The following is a 15457-nucleotide window of genomic DNA, read 5'->3' as shown; positions in this document are numbered from 1 at the left end:
AATTCCGCGAAAATTGCGCAGAGGATGGTTTAGCCGTGAGCGAACACGAAACGACAAGCGAGGCTTCAGCGGAGCCCACGCGCCGTGATTTCCTTTATCTCACCACTGGTATGGCGGGCGCGGTCGGCGCTGCGGCCGTCGCCTGGCCTTTCATCGATCAGATGCGTCCGGATGCGTCCACGCTCGCTCTCGCGTCCATCGAAGTCGATGTATCGAGCCTCCAGCCCGGCATGTCGCTGACCGCGAAGTGGCGCGGCAAGCCGGTCTTCATCCGCAACCGTACGCCCGAGGAAGTAAAGGCTGCCGACGAGGTTCCGCTTTCGGATCTCAAGGATCCGATTGCACGCAACGAGAACCTTCCGGCCGAAGCGCAGGCAACCGGTATCGACCGCTCTGCCGGCAAGGACAAGGAAAACTGGATCGTCATGATCGGCTCGTGCACCCATCTCGGCTGCGTGCCGCTCGGGCAGGCCGGCGAATACAATGGTTGGTTCTGTCCCTGCCATGGCTCGGTCTACGACACGGCCGGCCGCATCCGTAAAGGTCCGGCGCCGACGAATCTGCCGATTCCGACCTATTCGTTCGTTTCCGATACAATGATCAAGATCGGTTGAGGGGAGACTGATTTATGAGTGGCCATTCCAGCTACGAGCCATCAACCGGCCTAGAGAAGTGGATCGACGCGCGCCTGCCGCTACCGCGCATGGTCTACGACAGCTTCGTTGCATATCCGGTTCCGCGTAACCTGAACTATGCCTACACCTTCGGCGCCATGCTTGCGGTCATGCTGATCGCTCAGATCCTGACCGGCGTGGTGCTCGCCATGCATTATGCCCCTGAGGCCTCGGTCGCTTTCAACGCCGTCGAAAAGATCATGCGCGACGTCAACCACGGCTGGCTGCTGCGCTACATGCATGCCAACGGCGCATCCTTCTTCTTCGTTGCTGTCTACCTGCACATTGCCCGCGGCCTCTACTACGGCTCCTACAAGGCGCCGCGCGAAATCCTCTGGATCCTCGGTGTTCTCATCTACCTGCTGATGATGGCGACCGGCTTCATGGGCTACGTCCTGCCCTGGGGGCAGATGTCCTTCTGGGGCGCGACCGTCATCACCGGCTTCTTCTCGGCCTTCCCGCTGGTCGGCGAATGGGTGCAGCAGTTCCTGCTCGGTGGCTTCGCAGTCGAAAACCCCACGCTGAACCGCTTCTTCTCGCTGCACTACCTGCTGCCCTTCATTATCGCAGGCGTTGTCGTGCTGCATATCTGGGCGCTGCACGTCGTCGGTCAGACGAACCCGACCGGCGTCGAGGTCAAGACCAAGACGGACACCGTCCGCTTCACGCCTTATGCTACCCTGAAGGACGCACTCGGCGTTTCGATCTTCCTGCTGGTCTACGCCTACTTTGTCTTCTACATGCCGAACTTCCTCGGCCATCCGGACAACTATATCCCGGCAGACCCGCTGAAGACGCCGGCCCACATCGTTCCGGAATGGTACTTCCTGCCGTTCTACGCGATGCTACGCTCGATCACCTTCAACATCGGCCCCATCGACTCCAAGCTCGGCGGCGTCCTCGTGATGTTCGGCGCAATCATCGTGCTGTTCTTCCTGCCGTGGCTCGACACGTCGAAGGTCCGCTCTGCGGTCTACCGCCCGTGGTACAAGATGTTCTACTGGCTCTTCGTGATCGATGCGATCATCCTCGGCTGGCTCGGTTCCCAACCTGCGGAAGGTTCTTTCGTCCTGATCTCGCAGATCTGCACGCTGCTTTACTTTGCTTTCTTCCTGGTCGCCATGCCGGTGCTTGGTCTCGTCGAGACGCCGCGCCGCATTCCAAACTCGATCACCGAAGCCGTGCTGGAAAAGCGCAATCAACAAACTGCTACGGTCAAGGCATAAGCGAGCGGAAGGAATAGAACGATGAAAAAGCTTGTTGCAAGCATTCTGCCGCTCGCAGTCGCAGCCTTCCTCGGAAGCGCTGCATTCGCCCAGGAAGCGACGCCCGGCGAGGGCGCTGCTCCGGCCGAGCATGAGGAGGGTGCCACCCCGCACTACCCGCTGAAGCACCCGCGCGAACAGGACTGGAGCTTCGCTGGCCCGTTCGGCCATTATGACAAGGGCCAGCTGCAGCGCGGCCTGAAGGTCTATACGGAAGTCTGTTCCGCCTGCCACTCGATGAGCCTCGTTCCGTTCCGCATGCTCGGCGAACTCGGTTACTCCGAGGCACAGGTCAAGGCTTTTGCCGCGAATTACGAAGTTCAGGATGGCCCGGATTCTGCGGGTGAGATGTTCACACGCAAGGCTATCGCCTCTGATTATTTTCCGTCGCCTTACGCCAACGCCCAGGCTGCTGCAGCCTCGAACAATGGCGCGGCCCCGCCGGACTTTTCGCTGATTGCGAAGGCCCGCGGTATCACCCGCGGCTTCCCGCAGTTCGTCTTCGATATCTTCACCCAGTATCAGGAAGGCGGGCCGGACTACATCTACTCGCTGTTGACCGGCTATGAAGAGCCGCCGGCGGGTTTCCAGGTTCCGGAGGGTGCGCATTACAACCCGTACTTCAACGCGGCGGCGGCCTTTGCGATGCCGAAGCCGCTTTCGGACGATCAGGTGACCTATGATGACGGCACGCCGCAGACCGTCGACCAGTACTCCAAGGATGTCTCGGCATTCCTGATGTGGGCGGCAGAGCCGCACCTCGAAGAGCGCAAGCGCACCGGCTTCATGGTCATCGTGTTCCTGCTGATCTTCTCGGGGCTCATCTTCCTGACGAAGCGCTCGGTCTACGCCAACAAGGAACACTGAGTGGTCTAACTCAACAAGCAAAAGGCGGCTTTCGGGCCGCCTTTTTGGTTGGTTCCATGTCAGTCAGTTGATAGGGTACAGCCGACTAAATGCCTTCGCAGACAGACGGACTTTCCATGAACAATATTGCCTCGGAGCTTGCGGCCAGCATCCGCTCCATCCCGGACTATCCGAAGCCCGGCATCATCTTTCGCGACATCACGACGCTGCTTGGCAATCCGCGGGCGTTCCGCCGCGCCGTGGACGAACTGGTGCAGCCCTATGCGGGCCTGAAGATCGACAAGATCGCCGGCATGGAAGCGCGGGGTTTCATCCTCGGCGGTGCTGTGGCGCATCAGCTCTCGGCGGGCTTCGTGCCGATCCGCAAGAAGGGCAAGCTGCCGCATGACACGGTGCGGATCGCCTACAGCCTGGAATATGGCGTCGATGAGATGGAGATGCACCGGGATGCGGTTCAGCCGGGCGAAAAGGTCATTCTCGTGGACGACCTCATTGCGACCGGCGGGACGGCCGTCGGCGCGACGAAGCTGCTTCGCCAGATGGGCGCGGACGTCGTCGGCGCGTGCTTCGTCATCGATCTGCCGGATCTCGGCGGACGCAGGAAGCTCGAGGAGCTTGGCGTCAAGGTCCACACGCTGGTCGAATTTGCCGGGCATTGAGCTTCGGCATTACTCGAATTCCAGCACGCTGCTTTCGAAGCGGATGACGGGCGTGCCGTCCTGATTGACGCCTTCGTTGAGAATTGAATTGAGGAACCAGCCCGGCCGCGATGTGAGAGGCCGGCTGGCAAGCAAGGTCACCGAGTAGCTGACCGTCTCGTCGACGAAGACCGGGCGCAGCCATTGCAGCTTCTGGAAGCCTGGCGAGGGGCCGAGTTTCGGCGGGGCGATGCCTTCCCTGGCAAGCCGTGCGGTTTCCTTTTCCCAGTAGTCCAGGAACGTCCGCATCCACGCAGCGCAGGTGTGCCAGCCGGAGGCGCAGAGATTGCCGAAGAGCGTCTTCCTGGCTGCCTCCTTGTCGACATGGAAGCGCTGCGGGTCGAAACGCGTGGCGAAATGGACGATCCGTTTCTCGGTAAACGTATAGCTGCCGATCACCGTCTTTTCGCCGATCGTGTAAAGCTTTGCCATCCTCATGGGTTTGCCTCCGCTGCATCGCGCATGCCGAACATGATCCAGTTTTCGCAGTAGCAGACCAGATCGCCGCGCTGATTCTGGACCTCATGCTTGAACCGGGCGATGCCGATGCCGGGCCGCGAGCGCATGGTGCGCGCTTCGAGTACAGTCGAGCGGCCGGATAGCGTGTCGCCGGCCAGCACAGGCTTCTTCCATTCCATGAGATCGATGCCCGGCGCGCCCTCGGAACGGGAATTCAACAGATAGCCGTAAGCCATCATGCGCATGAAGAGGGCTGAGGTGTGCCAGCCTGAAGCTGCGAGCCCGCCGAGGATGCTCGCGCGCCCGGCGGTCTCGTCCATATGCATCGGCTGCGGATCGAATTCGGTTGCGAACTCGATAATTTCCTGCGCCGTCACGGCGACCGGGCCTAACGCAAAAGTGCGGCCCGGTTCGAAGTCTTCAAAAGTTAGCTTCATCTGGCCTCGTCCTCCCTCGGCCGTGGTGCCAATCAGGTATTGAAGCGGAAGTGGATCACGTCGCCATCCTGAACTACATATTCCTTGCCTTCGTCCCGGGCTTTGCCGGCTTCCTTCGCGCCGGTTTCGCCGCCGAGCGCGATGTAGTCATCATAGGCGATAGTGAAGGCGCGGATGAAGCCGCGTTCGAAATCCGTGTGGATGACGCCGGCAGCGGCCGGCGCCTTGGTGCCGCGCACGATCGTCCAGGCGCGGGTCTCTTTGGGGCCGACGGTGAAATAGGTGATCAGGTCGAGCAAGTGATAGCCCGCACGGATCAGGCGATCGAGGCCGGCCTCTTCGAGACCAAGTGCGGAGAGGAATTCTTTGCTTTCTTCTTCCGGCAGTTGAGCCACTTCGGATTCGATCGCGGCCGAGATGATCACGCATTCGGCGCCTTGGGCTTTCGCCATCTCGGCAACAGCCTCGGTATGTTCGTTGCCGGCCGCGGCATCGGCTTCCGCGACGTTACAAACGTAGAGCACCGGATGGGACGTCAGAAGGTTCAGGCCCTTCAGGATTTCGATCTCGTCGGCGCCGAGTGTCTTCAGCAAGAGGCGTGCCGGTTTCCCTTCGTTGAGGAGCTTGATCACCGCTTCCATGACGGGAAGCTGGGCCAGCGATTCCTTGTCCTTGGAGGCGGCGCGTTTACGGGTTTGCTCGACACGGCGCTCCAGACTTTCAAGGTCGGCGAGCATCAGCTCGGTTTCGACGGTTTCGGCGTCGCTGACCGGATTGATGCGGCCTTCGACATGGGTGACATCGTCATCCTCAAAGCAGCGCAGCACATGCACGACGGCATCGACCTCGCGGATATTGGCGAGGAACTTGTTGCCGAGTCCTTCACCCTTGGACGCGCCGCGCACGAGACCGGCGATATCGACGAAGGAAATGCGGGTGGGAATAATTTCTTTCGAGCCGGCGACCGAGGCAAGTTTCTGCATCCGCGGATCGGGAACGGCAACTTCACCGGTGTTCGGCTCGATCGTGCAGAAGGGATAGTTCGCTGCCTGCGCCGCTGCCGTCTTGGTGAGCGCGTTGAAGAGTGTCGACTTGCCGACGTTCGGCAGACCGACGATACCGCATTTGAAGCCCATGGCTGGATGTCCGTATTCGCTGAAATCGTTGCCTTGCCTATGGGATAAAGGAGCCATGCGGTCAAGTCTTCGGGCACTTTTACCGCTGCTCACTTGCCGATGGGGCGATGCTGGCCTATTCTTTCTGCACGCGGAGATTTCGAGACGTGATATTGCGGATTTCACCGAAAGGTCAGTGACCCTCACGAAGGAGATCCTCGACCATCTTGGTGTCAAACCCGGCGACGAGCTTGAACTTGAGCTCTTACCTGATCGAAAAGCTGTAGTCCGTGCTTGCAATCGACAGGTGAGCGTCGAAATTTCCTAGCCGACAATAATTGTCTAATTTAGAAAACTCCCTCTCATGTCATCAACGGGTGGATTTTCCGATGAGTGACAACGACGTTGCCATAAAGCCGAAAACGAAGGTCAAGCTGAAGCTGGATAAGCCGAAGCTCTACAAGGTTCTTCTTTTCAACGACGATTATACGCCGCGCGAATTTGTGGTCATGATCCTCAAGGCCGTCTTCCGGATGAGCGAGGAGACGGGTTACCGTGTGATGATGACGGCGCATAAAATGGGCTCCAGCGTGGTCGTCGTCTGCGCCAAGGATATCGCCGAGACGAAGGTCAAGGAGGCGATGGATTATGCCAAGGAGGCGAGCTTCCCGCTGATGTTTACGGCCGAGCCGGAAGAGTAGCTACCGTTTCCAGTCTTCTGAAACCGCCATCCGTCAAATCGCGCTGGATTTGCGATCGATGACAAAGACCTCGCGGTTCATTGCCAGTTCAGGCTTCGTGGCTGAACCTGTAGTGATGGAAGGAGAAGCAGATGCGCACGCAACTCGTCCTATTTGCTGCCATGGCGATGACGACCAGCCTGGCGGAGGCCGGGAGCCAATCGTCGAATACGAGCTCGAACAGCTCTTCCAATAACGGTGTCGTGCGCGAGCGGGTTGTCGATACCTATTGCGAAGACGGCCGAAGACGGCTGAAGACGGCTGAAGACGCCTATTGCGAACGCTACGTTTTGCGTCGGGTCTATCGCGACGACTGGCGGAGTGGCCATGAGGGCAACCGGCGCTAGGCAGGCGCCATTACGATGATGACGATTGACCTCAGTGCAGCCTGAAGCTTGTCGTTCAATCCAGGGTATTCGGGGTGGCTGCTTCTGGCGAAAAATCGCCCACGCGGCCCACCGAATGCATAAATCCCTTTGATCAGCCAGGGCGCCTGATCTGACAGCCGGTCTTATCCCGCATGAAACCACAGTTTTCATAGAAACGCAGGGTCTCAGGGTTCTTTGAACCGGAGAGGAGCATCACTTTATAGCAATTCTCCTCCCAGGCCGTTGCGCAGGCATGCCGGATCAACGCGCCGCCATAGCCCTTCCTGCGATGGTCGGCATGTGTGATGACATTCTCGATCAGGGCGTATGGGGCACCGTTTCGCGTCGGATTAGGTGTGATGATCAGCGTAGCGGATGCGACGGGCACGTCGTCGGCCAGCGCGATAAATATGGTCATGCCCGGTTGAGCGAGGATGGCCGCAAAGCGCTCGTTTGCCCGTGCCGGATCGATCGCGGGATCATCGGGATTAAGGTGGTGGTAGAGATCGAGAAGCGCCAGTAGGTCGTTGGGGCCCGCGGACCTGATCAAGATATCTCGCTTCGGCATCTTGCCTACTCGCCTTTGTTGCCGAATATCTTCTTCAGCATCTCGGCCATGGGGCCGGTCGCGGGCAGCTTCGGCTGAGCGTGATTGCGTGCCTGAGGGATGTGCGATTGCGCTGCCTGCTTTTTCTGCGGCTTCGGCTTCTCCTCCTCCTCCGCCGCCTTGCCGCCGACGGCAAGAGCGAGCTTGTTCATCAGCTGCGAATCCTCTTTGCGCACAAGCATATCGGCATTGTCGGCAAGCGTTTCCAGAAGTAGCTCCAGCCAGGTCTGGTCGGCCTTGGCGAAATCGCTGAGGACGTGGTGCTGCACCAGCTCCTTGACGCCAGGGTGACCGATGCCGAGGCGCAAGCGCCGGTACTCCTTGCCGCAATGCGCGTCGAGCGACCGGATGCCGTTATGGCCGCCATTGCCGCCGCCGGTCTTCAGCCGGGCTTTGCCGGGAGGGAGGTCCAGTTCGTCATAAATGGCAACGAGATCAGCGGGCTGCAGCTTGTAGAAGCGCATCGCTTCGCCGACGGCCTCGCCCGAAAGGTTCATGTAGGTCTGCGGCTTGATCAACAGCACCTTTTCGCCACCAAGCTCGCCTTCCGAAATTTCCGCCTTGAACTTCTTGGACCAGGGCGAGAAGTTGTGACGCCGGTGAATGGCGTCGGCTGCCATGAAGCCGATATTGTGACGGTTTCGGGCATATTTGCTTCCGGGATTGCCGAGACCCGCGATGATCAGCATTGGCAGTCCGCTCCTTCAATACTTCGCCCGTTTCACCACCGCGAAACGGGCGGGAAGTCAAGCGCAAAGGCAAGGCGGCGTCAGTTGCCGAGGTTCAGTCCGTACTTCAGGAAAATCTCTTTCTGCGTACCGTCGGCGATCAGCTTGTCGAGCGCGGCCTGCATCCTGGCTTGCAGATCGGATGGAAAATCCTTGTGGCAGGCTATGCCCATCGGCTGCGAGGAGAGCATGGTCACCATCTCCACCGGTTGATCCGTCTTCAGCTTCTCGAAATAGATTTCCGAAATGGGCATCATGTCGATACGGCTGCCGAGAAGCTTGCGAAGCGTGGCATTGAAATCCGTCGCGACGTCAAGCTTGGTGAAGCCCTTCTCTCTTAGTACCATCTCGGTATAATCCTCGCGCTGCGTGCCGATGATATATTTCTTGGCCTCCTCAAGATCTTTTGCAACGACGCCCGATCCCTTCCGCGTGATCAGGATGTTGCGGTCGACGAGCAGCGGTTCGATCCATTTGAAGAGCGGATCGCGCAGCGCATTGTGCGCCGTGGCAAAGACGCAGGTCATGGGTTGCGATTGCGCAAGGCTATAGGCCCGGGCCCAGGGTAGCACCTCCATCGCATAGTCGATGCCGATATCAGCCATGATCTTTTCGACTTGTTCGACGGTCGCGCCTTTGATCGCCTTTCCATCACGATAGTTGAAGGGCGGGTACTCCTCGGTTGTGAAATTTACCGTCTGCGACCGTGCCGGCGCTGCGCAATGCAGCGCCAGAAGAGCAAGGAGCAGGAGCTTTTTCATCGCATTCCCTCCTTCGACGTGCAGATCACGAGGCGCGCGCCACCGCATTCGGCGCGTGTGTGAGTTCTTCGATCAATTTTTCGGCATTCTGCGGGCGATGGAAGAGGTAGCCCTGGCCGTAGTCAAGCCCCATCTGGTGGAGGGTGCGGCATTCTTCCTCTGTTTCAATGCCTTCTGCGATGACGGCGCAGCCCATCTTGTGCGACAACGTGGTGATGCCTTCGATAAGCATCCGGCTCTTGTGGCGGACGTCATCGTTCGCGTCGTTGATCGACCGCGTGAAGGACTGGTCGACCTTGATGATATCGACGGGGAAACGGTTGAGATAACTCAGAGACGAATACCCCGTGCCGAAATCATCTAGCGCGATGCGGCAGCCGAAGCGGCGTAGTTCGGTCACTACCATGCGGATCTGCGGGTTGTCGTGCATCAGTACGGCTTCCGTGATCTCGACGACGATTCGATCCGGACGGATGCCGTGTCGCCCGAGGAGTCCGGCGAGTCGGGAGGGCAGTGTGGTTTCGAACTGCAGCGGCGAGAAATTGATCGCAAGGTAGGCATCGTGCATCCCCGGAATCCGGGAAATCTGCGCTAGATGCCCGATTGCCTTTTCCATGATGACGTTTCCGACGCGGACAATCTTGGCGGTCTCCTCGGCGACGTGGATGATGCCAGCCGGGGACATAAGCCCTTTCTGCGGGTGATTGAGACGCAAGAGCGCTTCGAAGCCGGTAATGCGGCGGTCATCGAGGCCCACGATTGGCTGCAGATAGGCATCGAACCAATCCTCGGTGAGGCCGTTCTCGATGTGGCTTTCGATCTCGGCTCGGGCGCGGGCACTATCCAGCATGCCGTTGTCGAAGAGCTGCGATCCGTTCTTGCCGTCGCGCTTCTTTGCATACATCGCCATATCCGATTTCTGCAGCAGTTCGGCGGCATTCGATGCATGGCGCGGATAGATGGCGATGCCGACGCTGGCGCTCAGATGCAGGTCCGGTCCGAAAGGCTCCTCGAAGAGGGAGGCGATCTGTTCGCACATCGCCTTGGCGCGCTTCTCGCCATCCTTGGCCGGAAGCAGGATGGCGAACTCATCGCCGCCAAGGCGCGCTGCCTGGTCGGAGGGGGCAAGATGCGTGTTAAGCCGCTCCACGAGCTCGCGCAGCGCACGGTCGCCCTCGGCATGGCCGAGATTGTCGTTGATCCACTTGAAGCGGTCGAGGTCGACGAAGAGGCAGGCAACTTCCTGTCCCGCGGCATCGGCTTCGGCAATCTTGATGTCGAGCGCGGCCTCGAAGCCTTGGCGGTTCAAAAGGCCGGTGAGATGATCGGTGATCGCCTGGCGGTGATTGCGGTCCTCGGAGGCCTTCAGTTCCGTTACATCGGTCATAACGGAGAGCGAGAGCTGGTTTGGCCCGGTGGCTGTCTTGGATTCCAGGATAAGCACATCCATCACATGGCCGCCGGCGCAGAGGAACTTGACGGTCACGTCGAGCGCCGCGCCGGTTTCCATCCCTTCCTTGCGATTTTGGAAGACGTCGCGGGTGTCGGGCGTCACGAGTTCGGAAAATCTGCGTCCGGTGACGTCGGCCCTGCCGTAACCCGTTGCGACCAGCCAATAATCGCTGACCGCGGTGATGCGATCCTCGTTGTCCAGCGAGAAGAGCATGGCGGGCGTCAGGTTATAGATGTCGGTTGCGAGGCGGTGGGCGAGCTTCAGCTCCTTCTCCTCGCTCTCCAGTTTGGTCTGCATCTCGTTGAAGCTGCGGGCGAGGCGGCCCATCTCATCGCTCGATTGCCAATCGACATGATGGCGCGATCCGAGCTGGCGGGTAGCCTCGATGGCAGCGATGAGCCGCATGAGGGGCTGGATGACGAAGAGGCGGTTACCGATCAGCGCCGTGCCGAAGACGGTGAGCACAGCGAAGATGAAGATGGATATGAAGACGACTTCTTCATGCTTCAGGCCGGAAAATAGGCCGAGCTTTGGATAATAGACCGCGATGCTGCCAAGATTCTTCGGGCCGTTGACTGTGTTGTAGATGATGGCGCGGGAAACCTGAACGAGCTCGCCGTTGAAGGACTTCGGGATGGTCGACTGCGTAACATTGAGCTGGCTGGACTGATCACGGACCTCGACCTTCACGATGGCGCCCTGCGAAACCATCGTGGCGCTGATCTGGGTCACGCTTTCCTCGTCCAGATCCCAGAGCGGCTTTGCGAGCGCCTGGGAATTTGCGACCAGAAGAATGGAGATGTGGTCGCGTATTTCCTTGTCGGCGCGCTCGGAGGAAAGGAAAAGAAACAATACAAAAAGCGGAGCAACAAATATGAACAGCGCTCCGCAAACAATCGCAAAAAATCTGTTCTCAACGGAATTATTCATAGTTTCCGTTTTCTCCCCAGGCCTGAACTTCGGGGCCGTAGTGGCAAAGATGCAAGTATACAAATGCTCGGAGAATGCTTTCACGAATGTGTTAAATGTTGCTGAAGTAAGCTCGCGCCTAAATTGAAAAGGCCCGCCTTCAAGAGGAAAGCGGGCCTTATGATTACGAATTGGTGTATGCGGGTTATGCTTCCGCTTCGCCTTCGCCTTCAGCCGGAGCTTCTTCTTCGACGCCAGCGGCCGGAGCAACGATTGTGGCGACCGTGAAGTCGCGGTCGATAACCGTGGTCACCCCCTTCGGCAGCGTGACTTCGGAGATATGGATGCTGTCGCCGATCTTCTTACCGGTGAGGTCGATATTGAAGAATTCCGGGATCGCATCAGCCGGGCACTGAACTTCGATGGTGTGGCGAACGATGTTCAAAACGCCGCCGATCTTCACCTGCGACTTCTCTTCGTTGATGAAGTGAACCGGGATTTCGACGGTGACCTGCGTGTTGCCGGAGACGCGGAGGAAGTCCACGTGCATCATGAAGTCGCGAACCGGATCGCGCTGATAGTCCTTCGGCAGAACCTTGTACTTCTGGCCGCCGACGTCGATCGTCGCGACAGTGGTCATGAAACCACCGGCATGAATGCGCTTCGTCACCTCGTTGGTGTTGAGAGCGATAGAAATGGGGGCCTGCTTATCACCGTAGATGACAGCGGGAATCAAACCGTTGCGGCGAAGTTCACGGGCGGACCCCTTACCAACCCGTTCGCGCGCCTCGGCCTTGAGCTCGTAAGTTTCCTGGCTCATGGCTATTCCTTTCGAGGTTATTTGGAGAGTCTCCGCCAGGCATCAGCCTTCCGGTGACTGGAGGGGCGTTTAGGCCTTCCTCATCCGCATTGCCTCCAAGGGTGTCTGCGCGGACGCGTGCGCTATAGTATAAGTGAAGCGGAAACGCAAGCTGACGCAACGTCTACATCTTGAGTTGCCGTCCATCGGGTGGCGGTTGCATTTTCTATGGATTGTTTAACCATCAAAGTACGTCACTCCTCGGAATTAAGGAATCCTACGCAGCGAGACAATAATGATGGAGCCGATATCAATGTTCGGTTTTTCTAAATGTTGCGCGTTATTTCCTGCATCACGGTCGAGCACAGCTTTGACGATCTTATATTTGCGACGATCATCTGCTTGCTTGGCTCGCTGCTCACGATGCGGCTGTTTACCAGGGCTCGTCGCACGCAGGGGCTTCAGAGGGTCAACTGGCTATTCCTCTCCGGCTTCGTCGGCGGCTCGACCATCTGGACGACGCATTTCATCGCGATGCTCGGCTACCGCTCGCCGGTCATGAGCGGCTACGATCCCGGCCTGACGCTTCTCTCGCTGTTTATCGGCATGGTCGCGACGATGCTGGGCTTCACGATCGCTTCCATGTCGCAGAAGAGTGCGCTGATCGAAGCCGGCGGCGCCATCGTCGGGCTCGGCGTCGCGCTGGTGCACTACGTAGGTATTGCGGGATTTGAAGTCGGAGGCGATCTGGTGTGGCAGACGTCCTATGTCGCCGCCTCGCTTGTCTTTGCCGGTATCTTCGGGGCCGCCGCAACCAACCGCGTTGCCCGCCCTTTGACACGCTTTTGTAGACACGGCTCGGCCTTGGCGCTGGTTCTTGCGATCGTGCTGACGCATTTCACCGGCATGGCCGGCCTATCGATCATGCCGGATCCGTCCGCAGCGGTGCCGGCCGAATTGATATCCGTCGGTATCATGACCGGTCTGGTTGGTGCGATAATGGTGATCATCCTCGTGCTCGGCGCTTCGACTTACATCATCGATATGCAAACGACACAGGCCGCCGTCGCGCGTTACCGGCATCTGTCGCTGCACGACCCGCTGACCAACCTGCCCAATCGCGCCGCATTCAACGAGCATTTGGCCAGCCTGATCAACAGGCCGAAGGACATGACGGCCCATATTGCCGTTCTCTCCTTCGATCTCGATCGCTTCAAGGAAATCAATGACGTTCACGGTTTTCACGGATCAACGGTTTCCGCCTAAAACATAAGGTATCCGCAACTAATTGAATTCGCAAGCACTTTCGTAGCCTTCAAACCGAGTATCCGCCGACCAGGCGGATTCCTTCTTGGTAGACGGGCCGTTCGGACAGCGACCGTTTAGAGTCTTGCGGTCCGTTCGGCACGGATACAAAAGACTCCGGGCGTAGCCCGTCCGTTGGCTTGCTTGCAAGCCATGAAAGCCCCGCAGGGCTTGTCGGCACTGACCGCAATCTCGGCGGTACTGGTCCGCAATCTCCAGCAGTTGTGAGGTGCCCGTGCGTGCCTTATCTATCCTGATCACTTGGATCGGCCGTCTTAGGGCACTGGCTGCTTCACAACTACGAAAGGGCAAACGCGCGGCACAATGGCATTCATACAGATCGAACGCATTTTCGATGATATCCACGTCTGGGCAAACTTCGCGCCCAATGACGACATTATTGGTTTTGGACAGCAGACCTTCGACGAAGTCCTCGCTCGTATCGACGCCGACAACCACGTCGAGATCAAGGCCGTCTTCGATGATGTCAGGGCGAGCGGCGGAGAAGATTGTCTCTTAACGTTCGAAATCAACCCTGATGGTTGCGACGGAATATCGGATTTTAAGGCTGAGGCCTTGGGCCACGAGCTTACGCTCGGATGCTATTTCGTATTCGCGGAAGGTGGCGGTCTGGCTGGGGTCTTTAGCTGGGCTCGCGCGATTGACCGCATAGTCTCACAACCCATACGCTGAACAGACCGCTTTCCGGCCGAGAATATGTAAAGCTGATGGCCACAATCACCCACGTCTTCGCTATCAATCACGTCGCAAAAATGCTCGGCGAGGATTCTGAACTCCTGGAGGCGATCGTCAGCAACAAGGACAACCTGGCCTACGGCAGTTTTATAGAAAGCGGAAGCTAAAGCTCCCTAGCTTCAAATCTCTGTTATTGGCGCATTGGGGCGCTAATGACCGATAACATTCATTATCGGACACTAGAACGAGAAGCGCCTATTGCGTCCAGATGTGCCCTTCGAATAGCCACTTTGGGACGTCTACATCTTTACAGGCAGGATGATTGGCAAAAACCTGCCGCAGGAAACGAACCGCCCCATATGCTGCGATGATTAGTTCTCGCTGTTGCTGATAATAGGCCTCATCGAAAACGTTGTCCTCGATCTTATGGGCGGGTTTCTGGCGAGCCTTGCGAACGGCCCTGAAACCCTCATTGATGGGGACCATATCGTTTTCGTCTTTGGGCTTAAATTTCGCTGCCAACCACTCCATCAGCAGCGAGATAGTTCCCTTCATTCTTTTAATCTGTTCGCCACTGTCCATCTTTCCGTATTCGTAGACCTCGATATCCCCTTCGAAAAACTTGTAGTTCATGTCATCGGACATCAGCTGGTCAAGCCGGAGGCAGAAATCTGAGAACTCCTTTTTGGTCGGGCGGATCAGAAAGCCGAAATGGTCTGGGCGGCGATAGGCCTCATAGTCGGACTTAAAAAGCCTCGGCTTGCCCATGCTTTCGCTCATGATGTTGATGATCTTCTTCTCTTCGAGGATCGCGTCGAATACCGACACTCCTTCAGGCCATTCCCCGAGAATAGACGAACGGTAATAATCCGGGTGAAGCTGGAAATCGCCTTGGAGTTCAAATCCAGCCCAGTAGGCCTGCTGTTCGGCTGACATGTCATGTAGGTATCGGAGGAAGGCAGCGACATATCGGTTCACGTTCTCATCGAACGCAAAGCCGAACTGGGCATATTCGTGGGATTCTTTATCCTCGCTGTCGCGATAGATGGTTCCGGACGTGTCGTCGACCGAATACCTAAAGGTAGGATCGTTGCGGTATCGCTCCAGCACCTCCAAGCGAAAGGTCCGGAATTCAAGCTGTGGGGCTCCGAGCTTTAATGCCGCTGTATAAGGAGCGGCAGGATCAGGACCAACGCCTGCAACCTCAACCAAGGCCTTTCGAGTGGGAAACAAACACCCGAACTTCAATCCCTTGTTCGACACTCGCTTGACTTGATCGGAGATAGGCCTGGCTGGCAGCAGTCGAATGTGCGGATTATGAGTTTCTTCGTCGTTGATCAGGTCCACCAGTCCCGCCTCGATCAGGTCGATCAACGCAGCTTTCTCGTCCTGCGAATGGATTGCGTGAGCAGGCCAACCATTGAAGTCGCTGGACTCTTGATACTTTTTCAGAACAGTGGCCAATATCGTCGCTGCGTCCAATTTCATCTCCTCGTAGGCATTATCAGTGCCTGCTTTGCACCGTTTATCGCAGAGATACCTCGAAATCATCGGATGCGAAATTGCGTCAGAATTG

The 15457-nt window shown here is 57.9% G+C and carries 17 protein-coding genes and 1 pseudogene; 9 read left to right on the top strand and 9 right to left on the bottom strand.

Annotated elements, in window-relative coordinates; translation table 11 throughout:
* Positions 1–35: 35 nt before the first annotated feature.
* The 4 genes from petA to N2599_RS11595 all read left to right on the top strand — a co-directional run bounded on the left by petA (position 36) and on the right by N2599_RS11595 (position 3465).
* On the top strand, positions 36–614 hold the full coding sequence (gene petA, locus N2599_RS11610; RefSeq protein WP_027508358.1) for a ubiquinol-cytochrome c reductase iron-sulfur subunit: 579 nt from the start codon (positions 36–38) through the stop codon (positions 612–614).
* Positions 615–628: 14 nt separating this feature from the next.
* Positions 629–1900: a cytochrome b gene (locus tag N2599_RS11605; RefSeq protein WP_027508359.1), complete on the top strand. Its 1272-nt coding sequence runs from the start codon at positions 629–631 to the stop codon at positions 1898–1900.
* Positions 1901–1921: 21 nt separating this feature from the next.
* Positions 1922–2806: a cytochrome c1 gene (locus tag N2599_RS11600; RefSeq protein WP_027508360.1), complete on the top strand. Its 885-nt coding sequence runs from the start codon at positions 1922–1924 to the stop codon at positions 2804–2806.
* 116 nt (positions 2807–2922) lie between these two features.
* Positions 2923–3465: an adenine phosphoribosyltransferase gene (locus N2599_RS11595; protein WP_027508361.1), complete on the top strand. Its 543-nt coding sequence runs from the start codon at positions 2923–2925 to the stop codon at positions 3463–3465.
* Between the two features lie 9 nt (positions 3466–3474).
* On the opposite strand, the gene N2599_RS11590 is transcribed toward N2599_RS11595, so the two are convergent.
* The 3 genes from N2599_RS11590 to ychF are packed head-to-tail and all read right to left on the bottom strand — an operon-like array spanning position 3475 to position 5536.
* Positions 3475–3942 carry a MaoC family dehydratase gene (locus N2599_RS11590; protein ID WP_027508362.1) on the bottom strand — a complete coding sequence of 156 codons (468 nt, stop codon included), beginning with the start codon at positions 3940–3942 and terminating at the stop codon, positions 3475–3477.
* Positions 3939–4400 (bottom strand): MaoC family dehydratase, encoded by a 462-nt coding sequence (locus N2599_RS11585; RefSeq protein ID WP_027508363.1) that lies wholly within the window; start codon positions 4398–4400, stop codon positions 3939–3941. Before N2599_RS11585 ends, N2599_RS11590 begins: the two co-directional genes overlap by 4 nt.
* A gap of 32 nt (positions 4401–4432) precedes the next feature.
* Positions 4433–5536, bottom strand: a complete 1104-nt coding sequence (ychF, locus tag N2599_RS11580; RefSeq protein ID WP_027508364.1) for a redox-regulated ATPase YchF — start codon at positions 5534–5536, stop codon at positions 4433–4435.
* Between the two features lie 368 nt (positions 5537–5904).
* Here ychF and clpS point away from each other — a divergent pair, with 368 nt between their 5' ends.
* Positions 5905–6216, top strand: a complete 312-nt coding sequence (clpS, locus tag N2599_RS11575; protein ID WP_027508365.1) for an ATP-dependent Clp protease adapter ClpS — start codon at positions 5905–5907, stop codon at positions 6214–6216.
* 131 nt (positions 6217–6347) lie between these two features.
* Positions 6348–6602: a hypothetical protein gene (locus N2599_RS11570; protein ID WP_244915041.1), complete on the top strand. Its 255-nt coding sequence runs from the start codon at positions 6348–6350 to the stop codon at positions 6600–6602.
* Positions 6603–6735: 133 nt separating this feature from the next.
* Here the strand turns inward: N2599_RS11570 and N2599_RS11565 are convergent, their stop codons facing one another.
* From N2599_RS11565 to N2599_RS11545, 5 genes are all read right to left on the bottom strand, one after another.
* On the bottom strand, positions 6736–7191 hold the full coding sequence (locus tag N2599_RS11565; RefSeq protein ID WP_027508366.1) for a GNAT family N-acetyltransferase: 456 nt from the start codon (positions 7189–7191) through the stop codon (positions 6736–6738).
* A gap of 5 nt (positions 7192–7196) precedes the next feature.
* Complete coding sequence (gene pth / locus N2599_RS11560) at positions 7197–7919, bottom strand: aminoacyl-tRNA hydrolase (RefSeq protein WP_027508367.1); 723 nt, start codon at positions 7917–7919, stop codon at positions 7197–7199.
* An 80-nt stretch (positions 7920–7999) separates the two neighbouring features.
* Positions 8000–8719 carry a substrate-binding periplasmic protein gene (locus N2599_RS11555; protein WP_027508368.1) on the bottom strand — a complete coding sequence of 240 codons (720 nt, stop codon included), beginning with the start codon at positions 8717–8719 and terminating at the stop codon, positions 8000–8002.
* Positions 8720–8744: 25 nt separating this feature from the next.
* On the bottom strand, positions 8745–11102 hold the full coding sequence (locus N2599_RS11550) for an EAL domain-containing protein (protein ID WP_027508369.1): 2358 nt from the start codon (positions 11100–11102) through the stop codon (positions 8745–8747).
* Between the two features lie 184 nt (positions 11103–11286).
* On the bottom strand, positions 11287–11901 hold the full coding sequence (locus N2599_RS11545; RefSeq protein WP_027508370.1) for a 50S ribosomal protein L25/general stress protein Ctc: 615 nt from the start codon (positions 11899–11901) through the stop codon (positions 11287–11289).
* A gap of 309 nt (positions 11902–12210) precedes the next feature.
* On the opposite strand from N2599_RS11545, the pseudogene N2599_RS11540 reads away from it, so the two are divergent.
* From N2599_RS11540 to N2599_RS11530, 3 genes and pseudogenes are all read left to right on the top strand, one after another.
* A pseudogene (locus N2599_RS11540) lies at positions 12211–13119 on the top strand (MHYT domain-containing protein); the annotation flags it as partial.
* Positions 13120–13509: 390 nt separating this feature from the next.
* On the top strand, positions 13510–13878 hold the full coding sequence (locus N2599_RS11535) for a hypothetical protein (RefSeq protein ID WP_027508371.1): 369 nt from the start codon (positions 13510–13512) through the stop codon (positions 13876–13878).
* Between the two features lie 35 nt (positions 13879–13913).
* The gene (locus tag N2599_RS11530) at positions 13914–14048 is read left to right on the top strand and encodes a hypothetical protein (protein WP_260308460.1); all 135 of its coding nucleotides are present in this window, start codon (positions 13914–13916) and stop codon (positions 14046–14048) included.
* Positions 14049–14136: 88 nt separating this feature from the next.
* On the opposite strand, the gene N2599_RS11525 is transcribed toward N2599_RS11530, so the two are convergent.
* Positions 14137–15363, bottom strand: a complete 1227-nt coding sequence (locus tag N2599_RS11525) for an AAA family ATPase (protein ID WP_156915206.1) — start codon at positions 15361–15363, stop codon at positions 14137–14139.
* Between the last annotated feature and the right edge of the window lie 94 nt (positions 15364–15457).

The sequence above is a fragment of the Rhizobium sullae genome, assembly GCF_025200715.1.
In the GTDB taxonomy this organism is placed as follows: Bacteria; Pseudomonadota; Alphaproteobacteria; order Rhizobiales; family Rhizobiaceae; genus Rhizobium; species Rhizobium sullae.
This window is presented reverse-complemented; position numbering and strand designations above follow the sequence as displayed.

Bases quoted from the DNA above. Each gene is read 5' to 3' on its own strand.
- N2599_RS11605 (WP_027508359.1), top strand. From the start codon at position 629: ATGAGTGGCCATTCCAGCTACGAGCCATCAACCGGCCTAGAGAAGTGG.
- N2599_RS11600 (WP_027508360.1), top strand. From the start codon at position 1,922: ATGAAAAAGCTTGTTGCAAGCATTCTGCCGCTCGCAGTCGCAGCCTTC.
- N2599_RS11595 (WP_027508361.1), top strand. From the start codon at position 2,923: ATGAACAATATTGCCTCGGAGCTTGCGGCCAGCATCCGCTCCATCCCG.
- N2599_RS11590 (WP_027508362.1), bottom strand. From the start codon at position 3,942: ATGAGGATGGCAAAGCTTTACACGATCGGCGAAAAGACGGTGATCGGC.
- N2599_RS11585 (WP_027508363.1), bottom strand. From the start codon at position 4,400: ATGAAGCTAACTTTTGAAGACTTCGAACCGGGCCGCACTTTTGCGTTA.
- ychF (WP_027508364.1), bottom strand. From the start codon at position 5,536: ATGGGCTTCAAATGCGGTATCGTCGGTCTGCCGAACGTCGGCAAGTCG.
- clpS (WP_027508365.1), top strand. From the start codon at position 5,905: ATGAGTGACAACGACGTTGCCATAAAGCCGAAAACGAAGGTCAAGCTG.
- N2599_RS11570 (WP_244915041.1), top strand. From the start codon at position 6,348: ATGCGCACGCAACTCGTCCTATTTGCTGCCATGGCGATGACGACCAGC.
- N2599_RS11565 (WP_027508366.1), bottom strand. From the start codon at position 7,191: ATGCCGAAGCGAGATATCTTGATCAGGTCCGCGGGCCCCAACGACCTA.
- pth (WP_027508367.1), bottom strand. From the start codon at position 7,919: ATGCTGATCATCGCGGGTCTCGGCAATCCCGGAAGCAAATATGCCCGA.
- N2599_RS11555 (WP_027508368.1), bottom strand. From the start codon at position 8,719: ATGAAAAAGCTCCTGCTCCTTGCTCTTCTGGCGCTGCATTGCGCAGCG.
- N2599_RS11550 (WP_027508369.1), bottom strand. From the start codon at position 11,102: ATGAATAATTCCGTTGAGAACAGATTTTTTGCGATTGTTTGCGGAGCG.
- N2599_RS11545 (WP_027508370.1), bottom strand. From the start codon at position 11,901: ATGAGCCAGGAAACTTACGAGCTCAAGGCCGAGGCGCGCGAACGGGTT.
- N2599_RS11535 (WP_027508371.1), top strand. From the start codon at position 13,510: ATGGCATTCATACAGATCGAACGCATTTTCGATGATATCCACGTCTGG.
- N2599_RS11530 (WP_260308460.1), top strand. From the start codon at position 13,914: ATGGCCACAATCACCCACGTCTTCGCTATCAATCACGTCGCAAAAATG.